Origin of the sequence: Streptomyces sp. CB02400, from assembly GCF_001905725.1 — a bacterium.
Classification (GTDB): Bacteria; Actinomycetota; Actinomycetes; order Streptomycetales; family Streptomycetaceae; genus Streptomyces; species Streptomyces atrovirens.
The window spans coordinates 15,297-30,907 of sequence record NZ_LIWB01000026.1 but is presented as its reverse complement, the minus strand read 5'-3'; the positions used below and the strand labels follow the sequence as shown (position 1 = coordinate 30,907).

21 protein-coding genes and 4 pseudogenes are annotated in these 15,611 nt (G+C 69.3%); 16 read left to right on the top strand and 9 right to left on the bottom strand.

The features are described 5' to 3' along the window. Positions 1–41: 41 nt before the first annotated feature. Positions 42–343 (bottom strand): annotated as a pseudogene (locus AMK33_RS37410) (transposase); the annotation flags it as partial. 101 nt (positions 344–444) lie between these two features. Here AMK33_RS37410 and AMK33_RS37405 point away from each other — a divergent pair. The 8 genes from AMK33_RS37405 (at position 445) to AMK33_RS37375 (ending at position 5,500) form a co-directional block, all read left to right on the top strand. Next, positions 445–819, top strand: a complete 375-nt coding sequence (locus AMK33_RS37405) for a hypothetical protein (RefSeq protein ID WP_073937621.1) — start codon at positions 445–447, stop codon at positions 817–819. 367 nt (positions 820–1,186) lie between these two features. Continuing rightward, on the top strand, positions 1,187–1,339 hold the full coding sequence (locus tag AMK33_RS42600) for a hypothetical protein (protein WP_158075162.1): 153 nt from the start codon (positions 1,187–1,189) through the stop codon (positions 1,337–1,339). A gap of 151 nt (positions 1,340–1,490) precedes the next feature. After that, positions 1,491–2,081, top strand: a complete 591-nt coding sequence (locus tag AMK33_RS37400; protein ID WP_235618314.1) for a transposase — start codon at positions 1,491–1,493, stop codon at positions 2,079–2,081. 36 nt (positions 2,082–2,117) lie between these two features. Beyond that, positions 2,118–2,588 carry a hypothetical protein gene (locus AMK33_RS37395; RefSeq protein ID WP_073937617.1) on the top strand — a complete coding sequence of 157 codons (471 nt, stop codon included), beginning with the start codon at positions 2,118–2,120 and terminating at the stop codon, positions 2,586–2,588. A gap of 125 nt (positions 2,589–2,713) precedes the next feature. Then, complete coding sequence (locus AMK33_RS37390) at positions 2,714–3,229, top strand: lytic polysaccharide monooxygenase auxiliary activity family 9 protein (protein WP_073937615.1); 516 nt, start codon at positions 2,714–2,716, stop codon at positions 3,227–3,229. 261 nt (positions 3,230–3,490) lie between these two features. Then, the gene (locus AMK33_RS37385; protein ID WP_235618307.1) at positions 3,491–3,931 is read left to right on the top strand and encodes a DoxX family membrane protein; all 441 of its coding nucleotides are present in this window, start codon (positions 3,491–3,493) and stop codon (positions 3,929–3,931) included. A gap of 181 nt (positions 3,932–4,112) precedes the next feature. After that, positions 4,113–4,832 carry a calcium-binding protein gene (locus AMK33_RS44825; RefSeq protein ID WP_073937613.1) on the top strand — a complete coding sequence of 240 codons (720 nt, stop codon included), beginning with the start codon at positions 4,113–4,115 and terminating at the stop codon, positions 4,830–4,832. 335 nt (positions 4,833–5,167) lie between these two features. Further along, positions 5,168–5,500 (top strand): hypothetical protein, encoded by a 333-nt coding sequence (locus AMK33_RS37375; protein ID WP_143203899.1) that lies wholly within the window; start codon positions 5,168–5,170, stop codon positions 5,498–5,500. A gap of 25 nt (positions 5,501–5,525) precedes the next feature. Here the strand turns inward: AMK33_RS37375 and AMK33_RS37370 are convergent, their stop codons facing one another. Next, positions 5,526–6,092 (bottom strand): TetR/AcrR family transcriptional regulator, encoded by a 567-nt coding sequence (locus tag AMK33_RS37370; RefSeq protein ID WP_073937608.1) that lies wholly within the window; start codon positions 6,090–6,092, stop codon positions 5,526–5,528. A gap of 87 nt (positions 6,093–6,179) precedes the next feature. Between AMK33_RS37370 and AMK33_RS37365 the strand changes: the two genes are divergently transcribed. Next, entirely contained in the window at positions 6,180–6,641 is a 462-nt protein-coding gene (locus AMK33_RS37365; RefSeq protein ID WP_073937606.1) for a nuclear transport factor 2 family protein, read from the top strand. 87 nt (positions 6,642–6,728) lie between these two features. After that, positions 6,729–6,998 (top strand): annotated as a pseudogene (locus AMK33_RS45355) (leucine zipper domain-containing protein); the annotation flags it as partial. An 80-nt stretch (positions 6,999–7,078) separates the two neighbouring features. Here the strand turns inward: AMK33_RS45355 and AMK33_RS37355 are convergent. The 4 genes and pseudogenes from AMK33_RS37355 to AMK33_RS44340 form a co-directional block, all read right to left on the bottom strand. Beyond that, positions 7,079–8,137, bottom strand: coding sequence for an integrase core domain-containing protein (locus AMK33_RS37355; RefSeq protein ID WP_443030950.1), 1,059 nt, complete (start codon positions 8,135–8,137; stop codon positions 7,079–7,081). 136 nt (positions 8,138–8,273) lie between these two features. Further along, on the bottom strand, positions 8,274–8,663 hold the full coding sequence (locus tag AMK33_RS44350) for a hypothetical protein (protein ID WP_235618306.1): 390 nt from the start codon (positions 8,661–8,663) through the stop codon (positions 8,274–8,276). Then, positions 8,663–9,040, bottom strand: a complete 378-nt coding sequence (locus AMK33_RS44345; protein WP_235618305.1) for a transposase — start codon at positions 9,038–9,040, stop codon at positions 8,663–8,665. The genes AMK33_RS44350 and AMK33_RS44345 overlap by 1 nt, the downstream gene beginning before the upstream one ends. A 122-nt stretch (positions 9,041–9,162) precedes the next feature. Beyond that, positions 9,163–9,495, bottom strand: a pseudogene (locus AMK33_RS44340) (transposase family protein); the annotation flags it as partial. A gap of 676 nt (positions 9,496–10,171) precedes the next feature. Here AMK33_RS44340 and AMK33_RS45020 point away from each other — a divergent pair. Beyond that, on the top strand, positions 10,172–10,735 hold the full coding sequence (locus tag AMK33_RS45020) for a GntR family transcriptional regulator (RefSeq protein ID WP_107425339.1): 564 nt from the start codon (positions 10,172–10,174) through the stop codon (positions 10,733–10,735). Positions 10,736–10,757: 22 nt separating this feature from the next. On the opposite strand, the gene AMK33_RS37340 is transcribed toward AMK33_RS45020, so the two are convergent. Beyond that, entirely contained in the window at positions 10,758–10,967 is a 210-nt protein-coding gene (locus AMK33_RS37340) for a hypothetical protein (protein ID WP_167748617.1), read from the bottom strand. A 229-nt stretch (positions 10,968–11,196) separates the two neighbouring features. On the opposite strand from AMK33_RS37340, the gene AMK33_RS37335 reads away from it, so the two are divergent. Beyond that, complete coding sequence (locus AMK33_RS37335; RefSeq protein WP_073937602.1) at positions 11,197–11,634, top strand: contact-dependent growth inhibition system immunity protein; 438 nt, start codon at positions 11,197–11,199, stop codon at positions 11,632–11,634. Here AMK33_RS37335 and AMK33_RS45350 read toward each other — a convergent pair. Then, positions 11,536–12,036 (bottom strand): annotated as a pseudogene (locus AMK33_RS45350) (hypothetical protein); the annotation flags it as partial. The gene AMK33_RS37335 and the pseudogene AMK33_RS45350 overlap by 99 nt on opposite strands. 239 nt (positions 12,037–12,275) lie before the next feature. Between AMK33_RS45350 and AMK33_RS37330 the strand changes: the two are divergent. The 4 genes from AMK33_RS37330 to AMK33_RS37315 all read left to right on the top strand — a co-directional run bounded on the left by AMK33_RS37330 (position 12,276) and on the right by AMK33_RS37315 (position 15,334). Continuing rightward, complete coding sequence (locus tag AMK33_RS37330; protein ID WP_073937600.1) at positions 12,276–12,782, top strand: DUF2617 family protein; 507 nt, start codon at positions 12,276–12,278, stop codon at positions 12,780–12,782. After that, positions 12,779–13,183 carry a DUF4247 domain-containing protein gene (locus AMK33_RS37325; RefSeq protein WP_073937598.1) on the top strand — a complete coding sequence of 135 codons (405 nt, stop codon included), beginning with the start codon at positions 12,779–12,781 and terminating at the stop codon, positions 13,181–13,183. Before AMK33_RS37330 ends, AMK33_RS37325 begins: the two co-directional genes overlap by 4 nt. Positions 13,184–13,280: 97 nt before the next feature. Beyond that, entirely contained in the window at positions 13,281–13,718 is a 438-nt protein-coding gene (locus tag AMK33_RS37320; protein WP_073937596.1) for a DUF350 domain-containing protein, read from the top strand. Between the two features lie 11 nt (positions 13,719–13,729). Next, positions 13,730–15,334 (top strand): polyamine aminopropyltransferase, encoded by a 1,605-nt coding sequence (locus AMK33_RS37315; protein ID WP_073937594.1) that lies wholly within the window; start codon positions 13,730–13,732, stop codon positions 15,332–15,334. On the opposite strand, the gene AMK33_RS37310 is transcribed toward AMK33_RS37315, so the two are convergent. Further along, complete coding sequence (locus AMK33_RS37310) at positions 15,328–15,558, bottom strand: hypothetical protein (protein ID WP_073937592.1); 231 nt, start codon at positions 15,556–15,558, stop codon at positions 15,328–15,330. The two genes, AMK33_RS37315 and AMK33_RS37310, sit on opposite strands and share 7 nt — an antisense overlap. Between the last annotated feature and the right edge of the window lie 53 nt (positions 15,559–15,611).

Genomic DNA, 15,611 nt, shown 5'->3' with positions numbered 1-15,611 from the left:
CCGCCGAGGGGCCGCTTGACTTCTTAACCCCCTGAGATGTCTTTGAGGGCCCGGACGTGCGAGCCGTCCACGGCGCAGTCGTCCAGGTCCAGCAGGTCCGCTCGGCGCAATTCAGTCAGCAGCGCGGCGTGCAGACGGGGCCAGACGCCCACCTCGGTCCAGTCCCTCAGCCGGCGCCAGGCCGTCGCCCCGGAGCAACCCACGACCGCGCTTGGTACGTCACGCCAGGCCACGCCCTTGCGCAGGACGTAGATGATGCCGGCGGTGCGACCCGGTCCGGCACCGGGAGCCGCCCAGGGTGGCGATGCCGTCGCGCGGACCGTGCTGGCAGCAGCGGGGCTATCCGGTCCTACAGTTCGTCGGGGACAAGGTTCGTGGTCACGACGCTGAAGACCGCCGTAGAACCCGGTTGAGCCCTCCGGGCTGGCTCGACATACTCCCCGCATGACCAACACCGGGACCGAAGCCGCTGAGCAGGGATGGGACGGGCCCTGGTATCGCGTCCGAGCAGATCGGTTCCAGGCGTCGTTCCTGCCCAGCGCAGGCGAGCCTCTGGACGCCGTCTGCAACATCGACGTCGAGGTCCGGCTGACGGCGGACGGGTCACGCTGGAGCGCGACCGTGTTCACCCTCGCCGAGGTCGAACGCCTCATGGAGAAGGGCTCCCGAACCGGCGAGGACCTGGACGGCCGCTGCTTCTGGTGCTCCGACGGCCTCATCGTTCGAGACCCCGGCATCGACAACATCACGCAGGTACTGACCGGCCTGCTCGATTGCGGTGACTTCGCGCAGGTCCTTCACCGGCTCGACGACGAATAACCGTCCGCCCTCATTCTGAAACGATCAGGAAGAGGCCAGACAGCGCAGAGGCGGGCACGGGATCCTTGCGTGCATGACGTGGGCATCAGGAAGTCGAGCGGTACGGAATGGGAATCCCGTGGCGCGGGCGCGGAAGCACCGGCCCAGTGTGTTGCTGGTTCGGCCGCGCAGGCTCCACGCTCCTCCGCAAGCGAGCCCTCCTCACGTAAGAGCCTGGCCGAGCATCGCGAAGATCCAGTGTCTGGTCGTGGACGTCGCGCGAGCGCCAGGATGCGTGGCGGAGCGCAGACGGATGCGGAGGGAACGTACGCGAGCGTTGTCGGCAACGCGTAAGTGGAGTACCCGGCGCAAAGTGACAGCTGCTGCGATGTTGCACATGCTATGGCTGGGCATGCTGATCACCGCCGTGATCATCTGGGACCTCTCTCTTCCCGTCCCCGTCGCGATCGCGATATGGGCCGGGCCGGCCCTGGGAGGAGTGGCAGGCACCTGGGCCGCCTCGAAGGCATCTGCTGGGTGACGATCAGTCATCGCTTCACGGAATGGATGTCGTTGGTGATCTTCACTCGGTTGGGTGAAGCCTGCGAACCCTGGCTGTGTCGATGCCCCGGTGGTGCCGCGCTGGGAAGAGCGGGGCGGTTTCGGCGGTCGGAGGGGTGGCCGCGGTGGCAATGGGTTCGGGTTCGGGGCGGGTTATTCCGCCGTTGACGGTGCGGATGGCGCGGGCGAGCAATCCTCGTGGCACGGCTGCGATGTGGGTGCGCGATCGGCTGGACGGCCTGTTCACGGATGCCGACTTCGCCGACTGGTATCCGGCCAACGGGCGGCGTGGGCTTGCGCCGGCCCGGCTGGCGCTTGTGTCGGTGCTGCAGGACGCGGAGAACCTCACCGACCGGCAGGCGGCGGACGCGGTCCGCTGCCGCCTGGACTGGAATTACTGCCTGGGCCTGGGGCTGGACGATCCCGGATTCGACTTCACGGTCCTGAGTGAATTCCGTGCTCGGGTGGCCGAAGACGACCGCGCGGACCGGCTGTTGGCACTGGTCGTGAACCGGTTCGCGGAAGCAGGGCCGGCCAGGCGGCGGGGACGGATCCGCGCCGATTCCACCCACGTGCCGGCAGCGGTGCGCCGCCTCAACCGGGCTGAGCTGGTGGCCGAGACGCTGTGCTTTGGAGGAGCTCGCGCTGCGGGGCGAGAAGTGGCTGGCCTCGCTCGTCACCGCGGACTGGGCGGACCGTTATGGCCGGCCGGTCCGCCATGACCGGCCTCCCGGGGCAGGGAGGCGCTGGCCGCCTGGGTGCTGCAGGTGGGTGAAGACGGGCTGCACATTCTGCGCGCCGTCCATCGGGATGATGCCCCGACCGGGCTGCGGGAGTTGAGGTCCGTGCAGGTCCTGCGGCAGGTCTGGGTCCAACAGTACTGGCACGACGCGTCTGGCCGACCGTGCTGGCGCCACGCGAAGTCGACCCGCGACCGGGCCAGCCGCAGGGCGGTGGAACAGAGGAACACCGGCAAGAGATCGGCGGCCGGGCGGCCGGATGCTGATTCCGCACGGGTGCCGTGGTCGACGATGGAGATCGTCACCCCGCACGATCCCGAGGCCCGTTACAGCCAGAAGATCACCGCGGCCGGCCAACGTGACTGGACCGGCTGTCGCGACCACCAGACCGAGACCTGCGATGAGACCAGCCCCGACGTCATCGTCCAGGCGGTCACCCGCCAGGCGCCGCGGATGCAGAGGCCGTGTCCGGGTACTGGTTTGGTCTAGACCAAGCGGGGTAAGCTTCCGCCGCTGTCACTGGTCGTCTCCGCGGCCACGGAGGCGCCGCTTGACATGCTCACGCCCGTCTAACCTTCGGGTGGTCGGGCCGAACCCCCCACACAGGAGTTGTCATGAAGAGCAAGAAGATGCTGGCCGCCGTCATCGGCGCGGGGATCGCCCCGCTCCTGGCCGTGAGCCTGCCGGCCGGCAGCGCGAGCGCGCACGGCTACATATCCTCGCCTCCCAGCCGGCAGGCTCAGTGTGCCGCCGGTCTGGTCTCCTGCGGTTCCATCAAATATGAGCCGCAGAGCGTCGAGGGCCCCAAGGGCCTGATGAGCTGCAGCGGAGGGAACGCCGCCTTCGCCGAGCTCGACAACGACAGCAAGGGCTGGCAGGTCACCCCGGTCAACCGGACGACCAGCTTCAACTGGCGGCTGACGGCACGGCACGCCACCAGCACCTGGCAGTACTACGTGGGTGGCCGGAAGATCGCGGAGTTCAATGACGGTGGAGCCCGGCCGGGCTCCACCGTCACCCACCAGGTGAACTTCGGCAGCCTGACCGGCAGGCAGAAGGTGCTGGCCGTGTGGAACGTCGCCGACACCGCCAATGCCTTCTACGCCTGCGTGGACGTGAACGTGCGCTGACGCAGTGCCGCAGCACCAGACCCGGCCGGCATGAACCGGCTGTCGTGTCCCGGTGCTTGAAGCGGACGGTGCGCCGCCCGCTCCAGGCACCGGGTGGCTGCTCATCTCCAGGCCGCCCGGCGGCCGGGAGCCTTCGGACGACCGCGTGTGAGCACGTGCGAAAGGGTGGGTACGGCGGTGGACAGAGTTGACGAGCGAAGCCTGTGCCCCCCTCGAGGGCTCGCCCCGGGGGGAACCGGGGACGGCGGGCTAGCCACCCGGATGGCCCGGTCCCTGGCCGGGCGGGTCCAGCGGCGCGGCCCGGGGCTGCTCAGGGTCTGCGTGGGCATGGTGTTCCTCTGGTTCGGCGTTCTCAAGTTCTTCCCCGCGGCAAGCCCCGCCGAGGGGGTCGCCGTCCGGGCCGCGACGCAGCTCACCTTCGGCCTGCTGCCGCCGGACGTGGTGTTACCGGTTCTGGCGGCGTCCGAGACGGCCATTGGCCTCGGCCTCATCACGGGAGTGCTGCTCCGCGTGGCCCTGGTGGGGTTCTTCGCCCACATGGTCGGTGTCTTCTTGGCGCTCCTGCTGCTGCCCGGGGAGATGTGGCAGGGGGGCGCGCCGGTCCCGACCCTGGAGGGCCAGTACATCATCAAGAACGTCGTTCTGGTCGCGGCCTGTCTCGTGGTGGCGGCCGACGAGTGGGGCCGCACGCCGCCACCGTGAGGACGTCCGGTGAACCAGGGCGCGCCGGCCGCGGCGCGGTGGCTCGCCCAGAACACTCCACCAGCCGCCCCTGTTCGGGAGAGGCGGCCACGAGGACGCTGCCGTCACGACCGCATCCAGGCTCTCGGCAACTACTCCGCCAGCAGGCCGACCCACCGGTCGCCTATCGAGATGAGGACCCATGAACCGACACGGAGTCACCGCCCGCGCGGTCGCCACGACCCTGCTCGCCACCGGTCTCGCCGCGGCCCCGGCAGCCGCCGCCCCCGCCGCCACCGGGGCGAAGGCCCGCGTCGGCGCTGACTGGGCGAGCCAGTCGATCGTCTTCACCGCCGCCGCGGGACAGGCCAACGACCTCCACGTGATCCCCATGGACCGCGGCGCCGGGGTCCGGCGGATCGGCTTCCGCGACGCAGCCCCGCTCGAACCCGGCCACCACTGCGCGTATCTCGAGCCCGGGGACAACACCTTCGTCGTCTGCGAACTGCCCACCAACAGCCCCCGGCCGGACAGGATCGACATTTTCCTCGAGGACCGCGACGACACGATCGTCACCAGCGACCCCGCGGTCGCCACCGTTCGCGGCGGCCACGGCGACGACACACTGCACGCCCACACCGCACACACGGTGCGCGGCGACGCCGGCGATGACATGGTCATGGGGCGTGCAGTACTGGACGGCGGCGACGGCAGGGACCACCTGATGGGAGACGACAGCGGCCAGCGGCTGTGGGGCGGCCGGGGCGACGACATGATCGAGGCATACGACGGTGCGGACATCCTGTACGCCGGCCCGGGCGACGACCACGCCATGGGCGGAGACGGCCGCGACATCGTCCTCGGCGGCCCTGGGAAGGACACCGTCGAAGGCGGCCCGGGCCGCGACATCGTCCTCCAGTAAAAGCGCCCCACCAAGGCCCTGCCCCGCTGACCTCGCCGTTTCGCTTGGGTGCGGCGGGTGACGAGGCGGCAATGTGAAAGTGCCTTCCTCACCCGGGACGATGACCTTGCTGAAGGGTTCTGTCGGTCCAGGCGGAGGGCACTTTCTACGTGCAGGGTATCGGGTCGCGTCCCAGGGCCTATGTCAGCACCGGTGGTTCGGGGGGCAGTCATGCAGGAGCACGACTGCTGACGGATCTTGCCGATGCCACGGGGTTGACCGCCGCACACTCCACCGCTCTCAGGCCGCTGCGGCCGTGCGAAACCGGACATGATCCGGGACGGATCGCCACTGGCTTGCCGGTGACGCTCGCCGACGGCGGCGAGGCATCGCCGACCCGGCCGCGCTGCGGGACCAGGCCGAGGTGGTTCGGCTCGGTTGCCTCGACACCGACGGCCTGGCGGCTGCTCGTCGATGTTGACGAGCGGGCACTGGCTTCCCTGCGCTCGACCCGCACCCAGGCCCGGGAGGTCGCCTGGCTGCAGGCCGCCGGGACCAGTGAGGGCATACCCGCCGCCCGAGCCGCGGGACGCGTGCTGCCCGGCCTCGTCCTGGACCTCGACGCCACCCTGGTCACCTGCCGCTCCGAGAAGGACCAGGCAGCACCCACCTGTTGTTGCGGGCCATGAGGTTGTTGGCGCTGTGGCCAGGGGATCAAGGCGTTCCGAGCAACATCGCGACGGCTGCACGTGCATGACAGGCTGGGGCCGGGTCGCCACTGATACCGGCCGTCACGATGGCTCCTTCGACCAGCAGGAAGACCGGTTCGACCACCGGCAGCCCGGTGGCGTGGACCCACACCGCGATCTGGTCGTGGAACGCCTGCTTGTGTGACCGGACTTCAGCCAGCACCGCCTCGGACGAAGGGCCGAGTTCGCCGTAGGCGTTGACCCAGGCGCATCCGCGGAAACCAGGCTCTGCGAACCACTCGGCCAGCCAGTCGAAGACCGCGAGCACGCGCTCGCGGGGATCCGGAACCTGCTCCACGTGGGCGGCCAGGTTCCCCCGCCATCGCTGATCGCGACGCTTGAGCACCGCCACCACCAGGTCCTCCTTCGCCGCGAAGAACCGGTAGATCCGCTTCAACGGCAGGCCCGATACCGCGCGGACCTCGTCCATGCCGACCGCCTGGATGCCGCGCTCGTAGAAGAGCCTTTCCGCTGCATCGAGCAGCGCCTCGCGGTCCAGGCGATTCTGCTCGTCGGTGATCGGGGCTGGCATCCGGCCCTCCTTGACGTTGAGAACGATCGTTCCCTACCTTAGCCTCGACCGATAGGAAACGATCGTTCTCAACGCGAGGAGGCAGTGGTGCCGGAAGATCGACCGCCCTACCCACCGTTCACGCAGGAAACCGCCCTGCAGAAGGTCCAGGCCGCTGAAGACGCATGGAACACTCGCGATCCCCACCGGGTGGCACTGGCCTACACACCCGACTCGAGGTGGCGGAACCGGGACACGTTCATCAGCGGGCGCGAGGAGATCGTCGCTTTCCTGACACAGAAGTGGGAGCGGGAACTCGACTACGCGCTGCGCAAGAGTCTCTGGGGGTTCCACGAGAACCGGATCGCCGTCCGGTTCCAGTACGAGTGGCACGACGCGGAAGGCCGCTGGTGGCGCAGTTACGGCAACGAACTGTGGGACTTCGACGAGCGCGGCCTCATGCGACGCCGTGAGGCGAGCATCAACGACGTCGCCATCCCTGAAGCCGATCGGCGTATCCACGGCCCCAGGCCCAGGGACGAACACGGGGCCGACATCCCGCTTCGGTAGAACCCGCCACCATGCCGCCCCAAGGCGGTGGACTCAGGCGACACGACCGTCCGATCCCACCGCGCTCGTGTGTTGACGGAAAACGCTGTGCCCCACGCCGACGCGCCTCCATCCGTCGAAGGGCGTCGTCGTCTTGTCGAACGCTGCCGGACCCGGCCGATCGCCCATGTCGCAGCAGGGATCGGAATCTCCCGAGCCTGTGCATCGAAGTGGGTCAACCGCTACCGCCGGCATGGGGAACTCGGCCTCCTCGACCGATCCTCGACCCCGCACCGCCAGCCGACCGCCATTCCGCACGACCTGGTCGCGAGGATCGACGAACTCCGGCGTAACTACAAGTGGTCCGCCATCCGGATCGTGTGTCGCTCGAGAATACGATTCGGTGCTGTGAGCTGCGGCGAGGCTGTTCGGTCAGGCGGTTCTCCGGCACTGGTTGATCAGGCCGCCGAGGAGGGCTGTCGTTGGATTCTCCGGGCCTGGAGGTCGGTGACGTTGGTCGGAACGGGCGGTTTGGTGCTGTCCGAGGACAGTTGCCGCCGGGACTGGTGGGGGCGGTGCTGGTTGTAGTGCCGGATGCACTCGGCCAGGACCGCCTGGGCATGGACCTCGTTGTGGATCAGGATCCGGTCGAGGAGCTCGCGCCGGAGGGTGCCCACCGCTCTCTCGCAGATCGCGTTCGCTCTCGGTGCCTGCGGCGGGCTGAGCAGGATCTGCACGTCGTCGGCCTGGAAGACGGCGTCGAAGGCGTCGGTGTACTTCGCATCCCGGTCCCACAGCAGAAAGCGCAGCGAGTCCATTCGGCACCCCAACGTCATGGCGAGATTCCTCGCCTGCTGGACGGTCCACTGCGCGGTGGGGTGGACGGTGACGCCGGCGAGGTGTAGTCGGCGAGTGCCGTGCTCGATGAAGACCAGGGCGTACAGGCGCTCCAGCACCACGGTGTCAAGGTGCAGGAAGTCGGCGGCGATGGTGCCGTGGGCCTGGGTGGTGAGGGACTGGCGCCAGGGAGGGCCGGAGCGATGCGGGGCGGGGTCAACTCCCGCGGACCGCAGGATCTCCCATACGGTGGACGGGGCGACGGAGTAGCCGAGGCGGGCGAGCTCGCCCTGTATGCGGCGGTGGCCCCAGGTGCTGTTCTCGCGCACCAGACGGAGGATGAGCTGCTTGACGGTGGGCGCTGTCGGGGGCCGTCCCGGGTGGCGGCGCTCGGTGAATGTCCACTTCCGGGAGACCAGGCGTCGGTGCCAGGCCAGCAGCGTGGTCGGCGTGACCGCGAAGACCTGGCGCCAGCGCCCCCGCGGGATCAGCCGGGAAAGGACGGCCGACCGGATCCGGTCGGCGGACTCATAGCGGACCCGAGCGATCTGGCGGCGCAGCACCGCGTTCTCGTGCCGCAGCGCCAGCACCTCCGCGTCCTTGGCCACCCGACTGCGCAGCACGGCAGCGGGCACCTTGATCAGATCCCGGACCAGCGCGGCGACGATCGACAGCGGCACCAAAAGATCATCCCAGGCGCCGCGGAGGCCGTTGCCCCACACGGAGAAGCTGCAGGCCAAACTCAGAATCGTATTTCCGAGCGGGACAGGGACAGAAACCAACCTGCCTGGCCGCTGAACAACGTCGGGGCCACCCTCAGGGACATTGCGTGTTGTCGTTCTGTCCGTTTGAGCACGTGAGTCGTGGTTGATCATGTCCATCCGAGTGTGGCCAGCGGGCGGCGGGGTGGCGGGCGTGGTGTCGGGTGGCGGCGGCGATGTTGGTGCGGTTGTCCTGCCGGCAGACGCTGATGGCGAGGTTGCGAAGACTGGCCATCACGCGGGGCAGACTGCCGGTGCGGATGGTGGAGGCGTCCTCGGCGAACGTGGTGTCGCGGACGTGGTGGAGCTGGTTCTCGATCTTCCAGTGGCCGCGGATCCAGGTCGCGATCTGGGTGCCGGAGGCCGCGCCGGACGGCAGGCCGGTGACGGAGCACAGCCGCTCGATCGTGACCCTGTTGCTGGTCAGGTCCTTGCGCCAGCGCATCACGCGCAAGGCTTGACGGGCACCGGATAGTCGAGGTGTCGGAACACGGCCGTCTTCAGGTGCCGGACCTCCAGTCGGCCCCGGCTCTTGGAGCGGTCCTTGTGGTCCAGGCCGATGTCGGCCCACGGCAGTTGCCTCAACTGCCTGAGCAGGCCGGGATGGTTGCCCTTCACGACAGCGATGTAGTGGGCGTGGTGTTCACGCAGCCAGATGCCGTTGGCGTGCTGGGTGTGGGCCGCGTCCGCGGTGACCACGGTGTTCTCCCCAGCCAGGCCGTCCAGAAGAGGGATGAAGGCGGGAGTCTCGTTGCTCTTCGTGTCGATCTGCCGCTGGGCGAGGACCGTTCCGCCATGGTCCATCGCGGCCAGCAGCCACACCGCCTTCCCGCCGGCCGCTTTCGATCCGCGCAGTTGTTTCCCGTCGACGGCGACCGCCCGCCACCGCCTCCGTCCTGCCTGCCGGGTGTCAGCTCTGCGTGCAGGAGCGTGCTGATCGCTGCGTGGAAGGCGTCACCGTCCAGGCGGCGGAGAAGCCGCATCACCGTGGTGGCATGCGGCAACGTGACCGCCTTGCTGAACGGGTCGAACGCGAAACCCAGGGCCAGGAGGATCCAGCGAGGCGCATCCGCGATCCATTCGGTGATCGCGGCCAGGGATCGTGCACCGGCCAGGACACTCGCCGCGGCGGCGGTCACGATCGCCGTCAGTGGGAAACGTCGGCCACGGCGGTCACGGGGATCCGGCAGACCCGCGAGGAACCGGGCCAGGCACACCGCATCGGGCAGCGGCTGCGGCGACAGGGTACGGGCCAGTTGCTCCAGGACCGACGGCATGGGAGAAGATGAGGCAGCAGGCACGGTCTTCGGTTGTGGTCACGTGAACTCGACACTCACATGATCAGCGAGACCGTGCCTGCACCTGCATGCGGTGTCCTGCTCGCACCGACATGACGGGCCGTCACCGGGCGGACTCACCCAACCCGCGACCTCGCGATGTCCCTGGTAGTTCGGTGAAGGCGCGGATCTGGTCGGCCAGCACGGTCGTCTCGGGACAGGCTCTGGTGAGCTGGTCGTGCAGGGCGCGACCGTGCTCGTCGAAGTGGCCAGGGGCGGCAGGTGAGTAGGCCGGTGACCTTGCGGGGTGACAGGGCGGCGTGGTCGGCCTCGACGCGTCCTTGGTCGATATAGCGGACCAGAAGATCGGCGCTGCCGGTGCAGCCCTGTTCCCGGATCTCCGCCAGCAGGTGAGTGACGGAGACGGCCGGGTCTTCGGTGCGGTGTCTTCGCAGGTGGTTGCGGTAGGGGTCAACCAGGCAGGACCGGTGGATGGGGGCACGGATCATGCGGTCCGGCTCGATGTGGCGGGCGTAGCGCTTGACCGCGTTGAGCGACAGGCCGAGACGTCGGGCACAGGCGAGCAGGCCGACAGCGGCCGTCCGCAAGGAGGCCGAAGCGCGGCACGTCGCGAACCTCGAGGCCGCGCTCACCGCCGAACACTGACCTGCGCGCGGTGCGGGCCTTGGCCGGCCATGTGCCGACCCTGACGGTGCCGCCGTCGACGCGCGGATCCGCCGACTGCTGGCCTACGGGCGCGAGTTCCACGGCAGTCACCCCTACGGCCTGGAGGACCTCGCCCGTCACGCCGTGTACAGCTTCTCCGGGGTGCGCACCGCCTACGGCGAGACGGAGATCAGGCAGGCCGTCGCGCAGATCGGCCGGGAGCCGAACCGGCCACGCCGCAACGCTGCCCAGGGGACCGGTGAGCACGGCGCCTCCGACGCCGGGACATGCAACGGCTCCGCTGCGTCCATCGGCCCTCCGGGGCCCGTCGCTGCCTGCCTGCCAGCAGGCAGCGGCGGACCCGCGACGGCAGATCCTGTCCGGCCGGCTGGAACCGGGTGAGCGGCTGCCCGTGGTGCGCAGCCTGCAGCAGCAGTACGCCGTCGCCGCCATGACCGCGCGGGCGGCCCTGCACGTGCCGCGCGCCGAGGGCCTGGTCGACGTCGTGCAGGGCATTCGACGAGAGCCTGGCCTTCCCGGCTTCACCCGAAGCGCAGGAGCCGCTGCCGCATAAGACCGGCCGACTGAACTGCCCCTCATTCAGGGATGGCCAGCCCGCGGTCACGCAGTTGCGGCAGACAGATCTCCAGGCAAGCCTCCACCGAGGCCGCGTCAGTGCGCACGAGCAGGTCCTCATGGAAGGGGAGACCGTTCGCGACGAAGGTCCACGGCCTGACTCCATCACGCATGCGTTCCGCATCCGCCTTGCACAGCACCGTGACGCCCTGCTCGGCCAGTGCCTCCATCACTCGCACCACGTCGACCAACGTTCCACCCCAGCCGTTCGTACAGGCAGGTCACGCTACATGACCTGAGGGCAACCGACTTGACGGCACAGCAACATGAGGTGTCCGCCTGGCAAGCAACGACCAGCTGACCAGGTGGTGGGCGGTACTGGATGTCACTCCCGCTGACACCATCAGGTCGGGCGTCCGCGCTGAAGCGAGCGGCGCCGGCCGTGACCATCCGCGTCAGATGCCAGGCCGCGTTTGCGATCGGGTATGGGACGATCCCTCGGTGACTCGCCCCCTGAACCGTGACCGCTCCCTTGAAGAGCTGGAGGACGACCGTTGGCCGGCCCCGTCGGGCGACGCGACTCGCCTGGTGGCGACCGCGCACGCGCTTCGGCGTAGGCCGATCGGCGAGCTGACAGTCGAGGACATGAGGCTGCTGATCAGGCAGAACGAGGGCCTGCCCCACCTCCTTCCGCTGGCGTTGGAGGTCCTGCGGCTGGATCCGATGGCGGAGGGTCACATGTACGAAGGTGATCTGCTGGCCGCGGTGCTGACCAGGAGTCCAGAGATCTGGAGCAAGTCACCCGGACTGGGGCGTGAACTTCGCCTGATCGTCTCGGATCTGAGCGATCTGACACCGGACCTCAAACACGAGGTGGAACGGTTCCTGGCTCTGTAGCACGCCAGCGGCACCGCCCTGCAGGTGCCCAGGTGCGGGCACCGTCCACCAGGGCTGTCGTACGAGCGGGCGCGGGCCCAGCCGCCTTGTGGGACAGCCGCGGGTGAGACGACGGACCATGACACCGATCACCGCCCAGCGGATCATGGACTCCGCGTGGGCCGGACCGGTCCCGTAGTCCCCGGCGAGGCGCCGACGGGCGGTGATCCACGGCAACGTGCGCCCGCTCACCCACCGCTTCGGCTGGACTTGGAAGCCTCGCTGACCACGGTCCTGCGCATTCACGGCGACAACATGGGCGGCCCGGAGCAAGCCGAGCGTATCGGTTACGAGGAACCGCTTGCGGCCCTTGACCTTCTTCCCCGCGACGAAGCCCCTGGTGGCGACGGGGACGGTGTCGGCGGTGCGGCCGGCGGTGGTGGGGATGCCGAGGTCGTTGAGGAGGGCCGTAAGGACGGGGCTCGCGCGAAACTGTGTACGGAACTCCTCGCGCTTCACGGAGTGGGATCGGTCGCCAGCCCCGCTTCATCCCCTGCATCCACCCTGCCCTACAGCCGCGTCCCTCCCCCACCCCTCAAGTCCCGCGAACACCTGTGTCATACTCGAGCGCCGATCATGGCAAGAAACGACCGGGGGGCCGTGTGTACGCCGTCTCTCTGGACGCCCCCTATCTGGACACGGACGCGGATCAACTCTGCTTCTCGCTGGACCTGACGGAGCGTCCGGCGCTGGCAGAACGAGTGGTGTCGCTCGGCGGGCTGGATGTGCGGTTGCGGCTGCTCGGGGCCTCGCACCAGGTGTTCGCCGGTCCCGTGCGGGAGACGGTGGCCTGTCTGCGGGGCGCGGTGAGGGGGCTGCCCGAGACCTGCACCCATCACCTACCGGGCTGGGTCTACGACTTCGGCGCCACCACCCGCCGACTGGCCCCCGAAGAATTCAGCGCCGAGGTGACACAGGTCCTCGGCCGGGCCACCGCCGCCGAGCACAGCCTGTGCGGGGTCTTCCCCGGCTCGCCGGAGGCGGTCACGGCCGTGGTCGTCGAGTCGGTCGGGGGGCCGTACGGCGCCAAACTCGTCTGGCGCACCTGGCACACGTATCCGCAGAACGGCCAGATCGTATCGACGCACAGCCGGCTGGAGGCCCGATGAACAGCACCCGACTCGTCCGCGCAGCGGTGGCGGCCGTGCTGGCCGCGACCCTGCTCACCGCCTGCTCCAGCGACGGGGACAACAACGCGGTCCCGCGCGAGTGGATCAGGAAGACGTACACCGCGACCGGGGCGGACTGGCTCGACCCGGACAGCACCCCGAGCGAGGTCGCCCAGGCGATCCACACCGAGCGGGCGGAACTGGACCGTGCCTCCGGCGACAGCATGGAGTTCCTGCGCTACGGCGACGACATGGTCACCGTCTCGCCGTACCGAAGCGGCAGCCTGATCGAGATCGAGGACTACCGCAACGGCTACCACCGCCACCAGCGGCACCTCACCTACTGGCCGGACCCGGACAGCGCGAGCTTCCGCGGCGGCGGCCCCGGTGAGGGCAAGTAACGCCCGGTGACCGGCCGGCCCACCAGCCGACGCACCCCACGTTCCTCCCGCACACCACCTGATCACGCCCCGACCCCGTCCCCAAGAAAGGCACGCAGTGACCGAGATCTTCGAGTCGACCGGCCAGGCCCTGCTCTACGGAGTCGTGGGCCTCGTCGTGATGGCCGTCGGCTTCATCGCGCTCGACCTCGTCACGCCGGGCAAGCTGTACCACGTGGTATGGACCGACCGGAACCGCGGCGCGGCCGTCCTGCTGGGCAGCCAGTCCGTCGCCGTGGGCCTGGTCATCATGAAGGCCATCGAGGCGAGCGAGTCCGAGCAGGGCCTCGGCTACGGCCTGATCAGCACGCTGTTGTACGGCCTGGCCGGGGTGCTGGTGATGACCGTCGTCGGCATCGTGATCGGCGTGTTCACGCCGGGCCAGATGGGCGCGGTCGTCCTCGACGACCAGGACAGCCGTCCGCACCCCGCCGCCTGGGTCCAGGCCGGCATGTACCTGGGCACCGGGTTCATGGTCGGCGCGGCGATCTCGTAACGGCGCCCCCGATGAGCGCCACCACCGTGCAAGGCCGCGACACCACCGCGGCACCCTCCCGCCCCCCGGCCGTCCGGCCCACCCGGGGGGCTCGTTTCCTGCTGCTGTTCGCCGTCTTCCTCTGCGCGGCCTGCGGCCTCGTGTACGAACTGGCCCTGACCGCGCTGGGCAGCTACCTCATCGGCAACTCGGTGCTCCAGACCTCCGTGGTGATCTCCGTGATGGTGTTCGCCATGGGGCTCGGCTCGCTCGCCGCCAAACCCCTGCGCCGCCGCGCGGTGGGCGCGTTCGCGCTCGTGGAGGGCGTGCTGGCGCTGGTCGGCGGGCTGTCGGTGCTGGTGCTGTACTCGGCGTTCGCCTGGCTCCAGCTGTACACCCCGGCGATGATCGTGGTCGCGGTGGCCGTCGGCCTGCTGATCGGCGCCGAGATCCCGCTGCTCATGACCATGCTCCAGCGGATCCGGCGGCAGGAGGCGGGCAGCGCGGTCGCCGACATGTTCGCCGTCGACTACATCGGAGCGCTGGTCGGCGGCCTGTGCTTCCCGCTGTGGCTCCTGCCGACGTTCGGCCAGCTCAAGGGCGCGCTGGTCGTCGGCGCGGTCAACGCGGTGGCCGGTGTCATCGTGGTGGTGTTCATCTTCCGCCGGCAGATCCGGCGCTGGGTGCGCAACGCCCTGCTGGCCGGGGTCACGGCGGTACTGGCCGTGCTCGGTACGGCGTACGCGCTCGCGGACGACCTGGAGGTGACCGCGCGCCAGCAGATGTACCGGGACCCGATCGTCCACTCGGAGACGACGTCGTACCAGGAGATCGTCGTCACCCGCTCCACGGCCTTCACCGGCGAACCGGACATCAGGCTCTTCCTCAACGGCGATCTCCAGTTCAGCTCCGTCGACGAGTACCGCTACCACGAGTCCCTCGTCCACCCCGCGCTCGCGGGCTCCCGCGCCAACGTGCTGATCATGGGCGGCGGCGACGGGCTCGCCCTGCGCGAGGTACTGCGCTACGACGACGTACAGCACGTCACTCTCGTGGAACTGGACCCGGCGATGACCCGGCTCGCGCGCGACTACGAGCCCCTGCGCAACCTCAACGACAAGGCGCTCGACGACCCGAGGGTCAAGGTCGTCAACGCCGACGCCTTCAACTGGCTGCGCGGCGCCCGCCAGTCGTACGACGCGGTCGTGATCGACTTCCCCGACCCGGACACAGCGGCGCTGGCCAAGCTGTACTCGGTGGAGTTCTACCACCTGCTCGGGCAGGTCCTGACGCCGCAGAGCAGAGTGATGGTGCAGAGCGGATCGCCGTTCTTCGCACCGAAGACGTACTGGTCGATCGCGAAGACGATCGAGACGGCGGGCTACTCGACCACCCAGTTCCAGATCGACGTACCGAGCTTCGGCAACTGGGGCTTCGTCCTGGCCACCCCGGGCGACGGTACGTCCCCACCGCTGCGGCTGGCATCGGACGCCCCGCAACTGCGCTACCTGGACGAGGCGGTCCTGAAAGCCGCCTCGGTGTTCCCCGTGGACCGCCGCCGCCAGGACGTACGGCCGAGCACGCTGATGGACCCGACCGTGCTGGAGTACGTGCTGGACGAGTGGGAGAACTACTGACCGCCCGCGCTCGAGACCATCCGCGCTGTGGGCAAGGACGGGTTCGCGACAGCAGCTCCTACGACCCCCCGGTCGTCGGCGGCCAGCAGCTCCGGGAGCGCCGACGCGGACAGGGCGGGATGGCGAGCGGCCAGCAGGCGGGTCCAGGGGTCGACCAGGCAGGCCGACAGGACCGAGAGCGTCGCGTTGCAGTGCCGGACGATGTCCCGCAGGGCCCTGCCCACGAGCGGCCGACTTGGTGCCAGTTCGGTCAGTGAGGCCGGCCGCCCCTCCGTAA

Bases quoted from the DNA above. Each gene is read 5' to 3' on its own strand.
- AMK33_RS37405 (WP_073937621.1), top strand. From the start codon at position 445: ATGACCAACACCGGGACCGAAGCCGCTGAGCAGGGATGGGACGGGCCC.
- AMK33_RS42600 (WP_158075162.1), top strand. From the start codon at position 1,187: ATGTTGCACATGCTATGGCTGGGCATGCTGATCACCGCCGTGATCATC.
- AMK33_RS37400 (WP_235618314.1), top strand. From the start codon at position 1,491: ATGGGTTCGGGTTCGGGGCGGGTTATTCCGCCGTTGACGGTGCGGATG.
- AMK33_RS37390 (WP_073937615.1), top strand. From the start codon at position 2,714: ATGAAGAGCAAGAAGATGCTGGCCGCCGTCATCGGCGCGGGGATCGCC.
- AMK33_RS37385 (WP_235618307.1), top strand. From the start codon at position 3,491: ATGGCCCGGTCCCTGGCCGGGCGGGTCCAGCGGCGCGGCCCGGGGCTG.
- AMK33_RS44825 (WP_073937613.1), top strand. From the start codon at position 4,113: ATGAACCGACACGGAGTCACCGCCCGCGCGGTCGCCACGACCCTGCTC.
- AMK33_RS37370 (WP_073937608.1), bottom strand. From the start codon at position 6,092: ATGCCAGCCCCGATCACCGACGAGCAGAATCGCCTGGACCGCGAGGCG.
- AMK33_RS44350 (WP_235618306.1), bottom strand. From the start codon at position 8,663: ATGCGCTGGCGCAAGGACCTGACCAGCAACAGGGTCACGATCGAGCGG.
- AMK33_RS37340 (WP_167748617.1), bottom strand. From the start codon at position 10,967: ATGGAGGCACTGGCCGAGCAGGGCGTCACGGTGCTGTGCAAGGCGGAT.
- AMK33_RS37335 (WP_073937602.1), top strand. From the start codon at position 11,197: ATGCCAGGCCGCGTTTGCGATCGGGTATGGGACGATCCCTCGGTGACT.
- AMK33_RS37325 (WP_073937598.1), top strand. From the start codon at position 12,779: ATGAACAGCACCCGACTCGTCCGCGCAGCGGTGGCGGCCGTGCTGGCC.
- AMK33_RS37315 (WP_073937594.1), top strand. From the start codon at position 13,730: ATGAGCGCCACCACCGTGCAAGGCCGCGACACCACCGCGGCACCCTCC.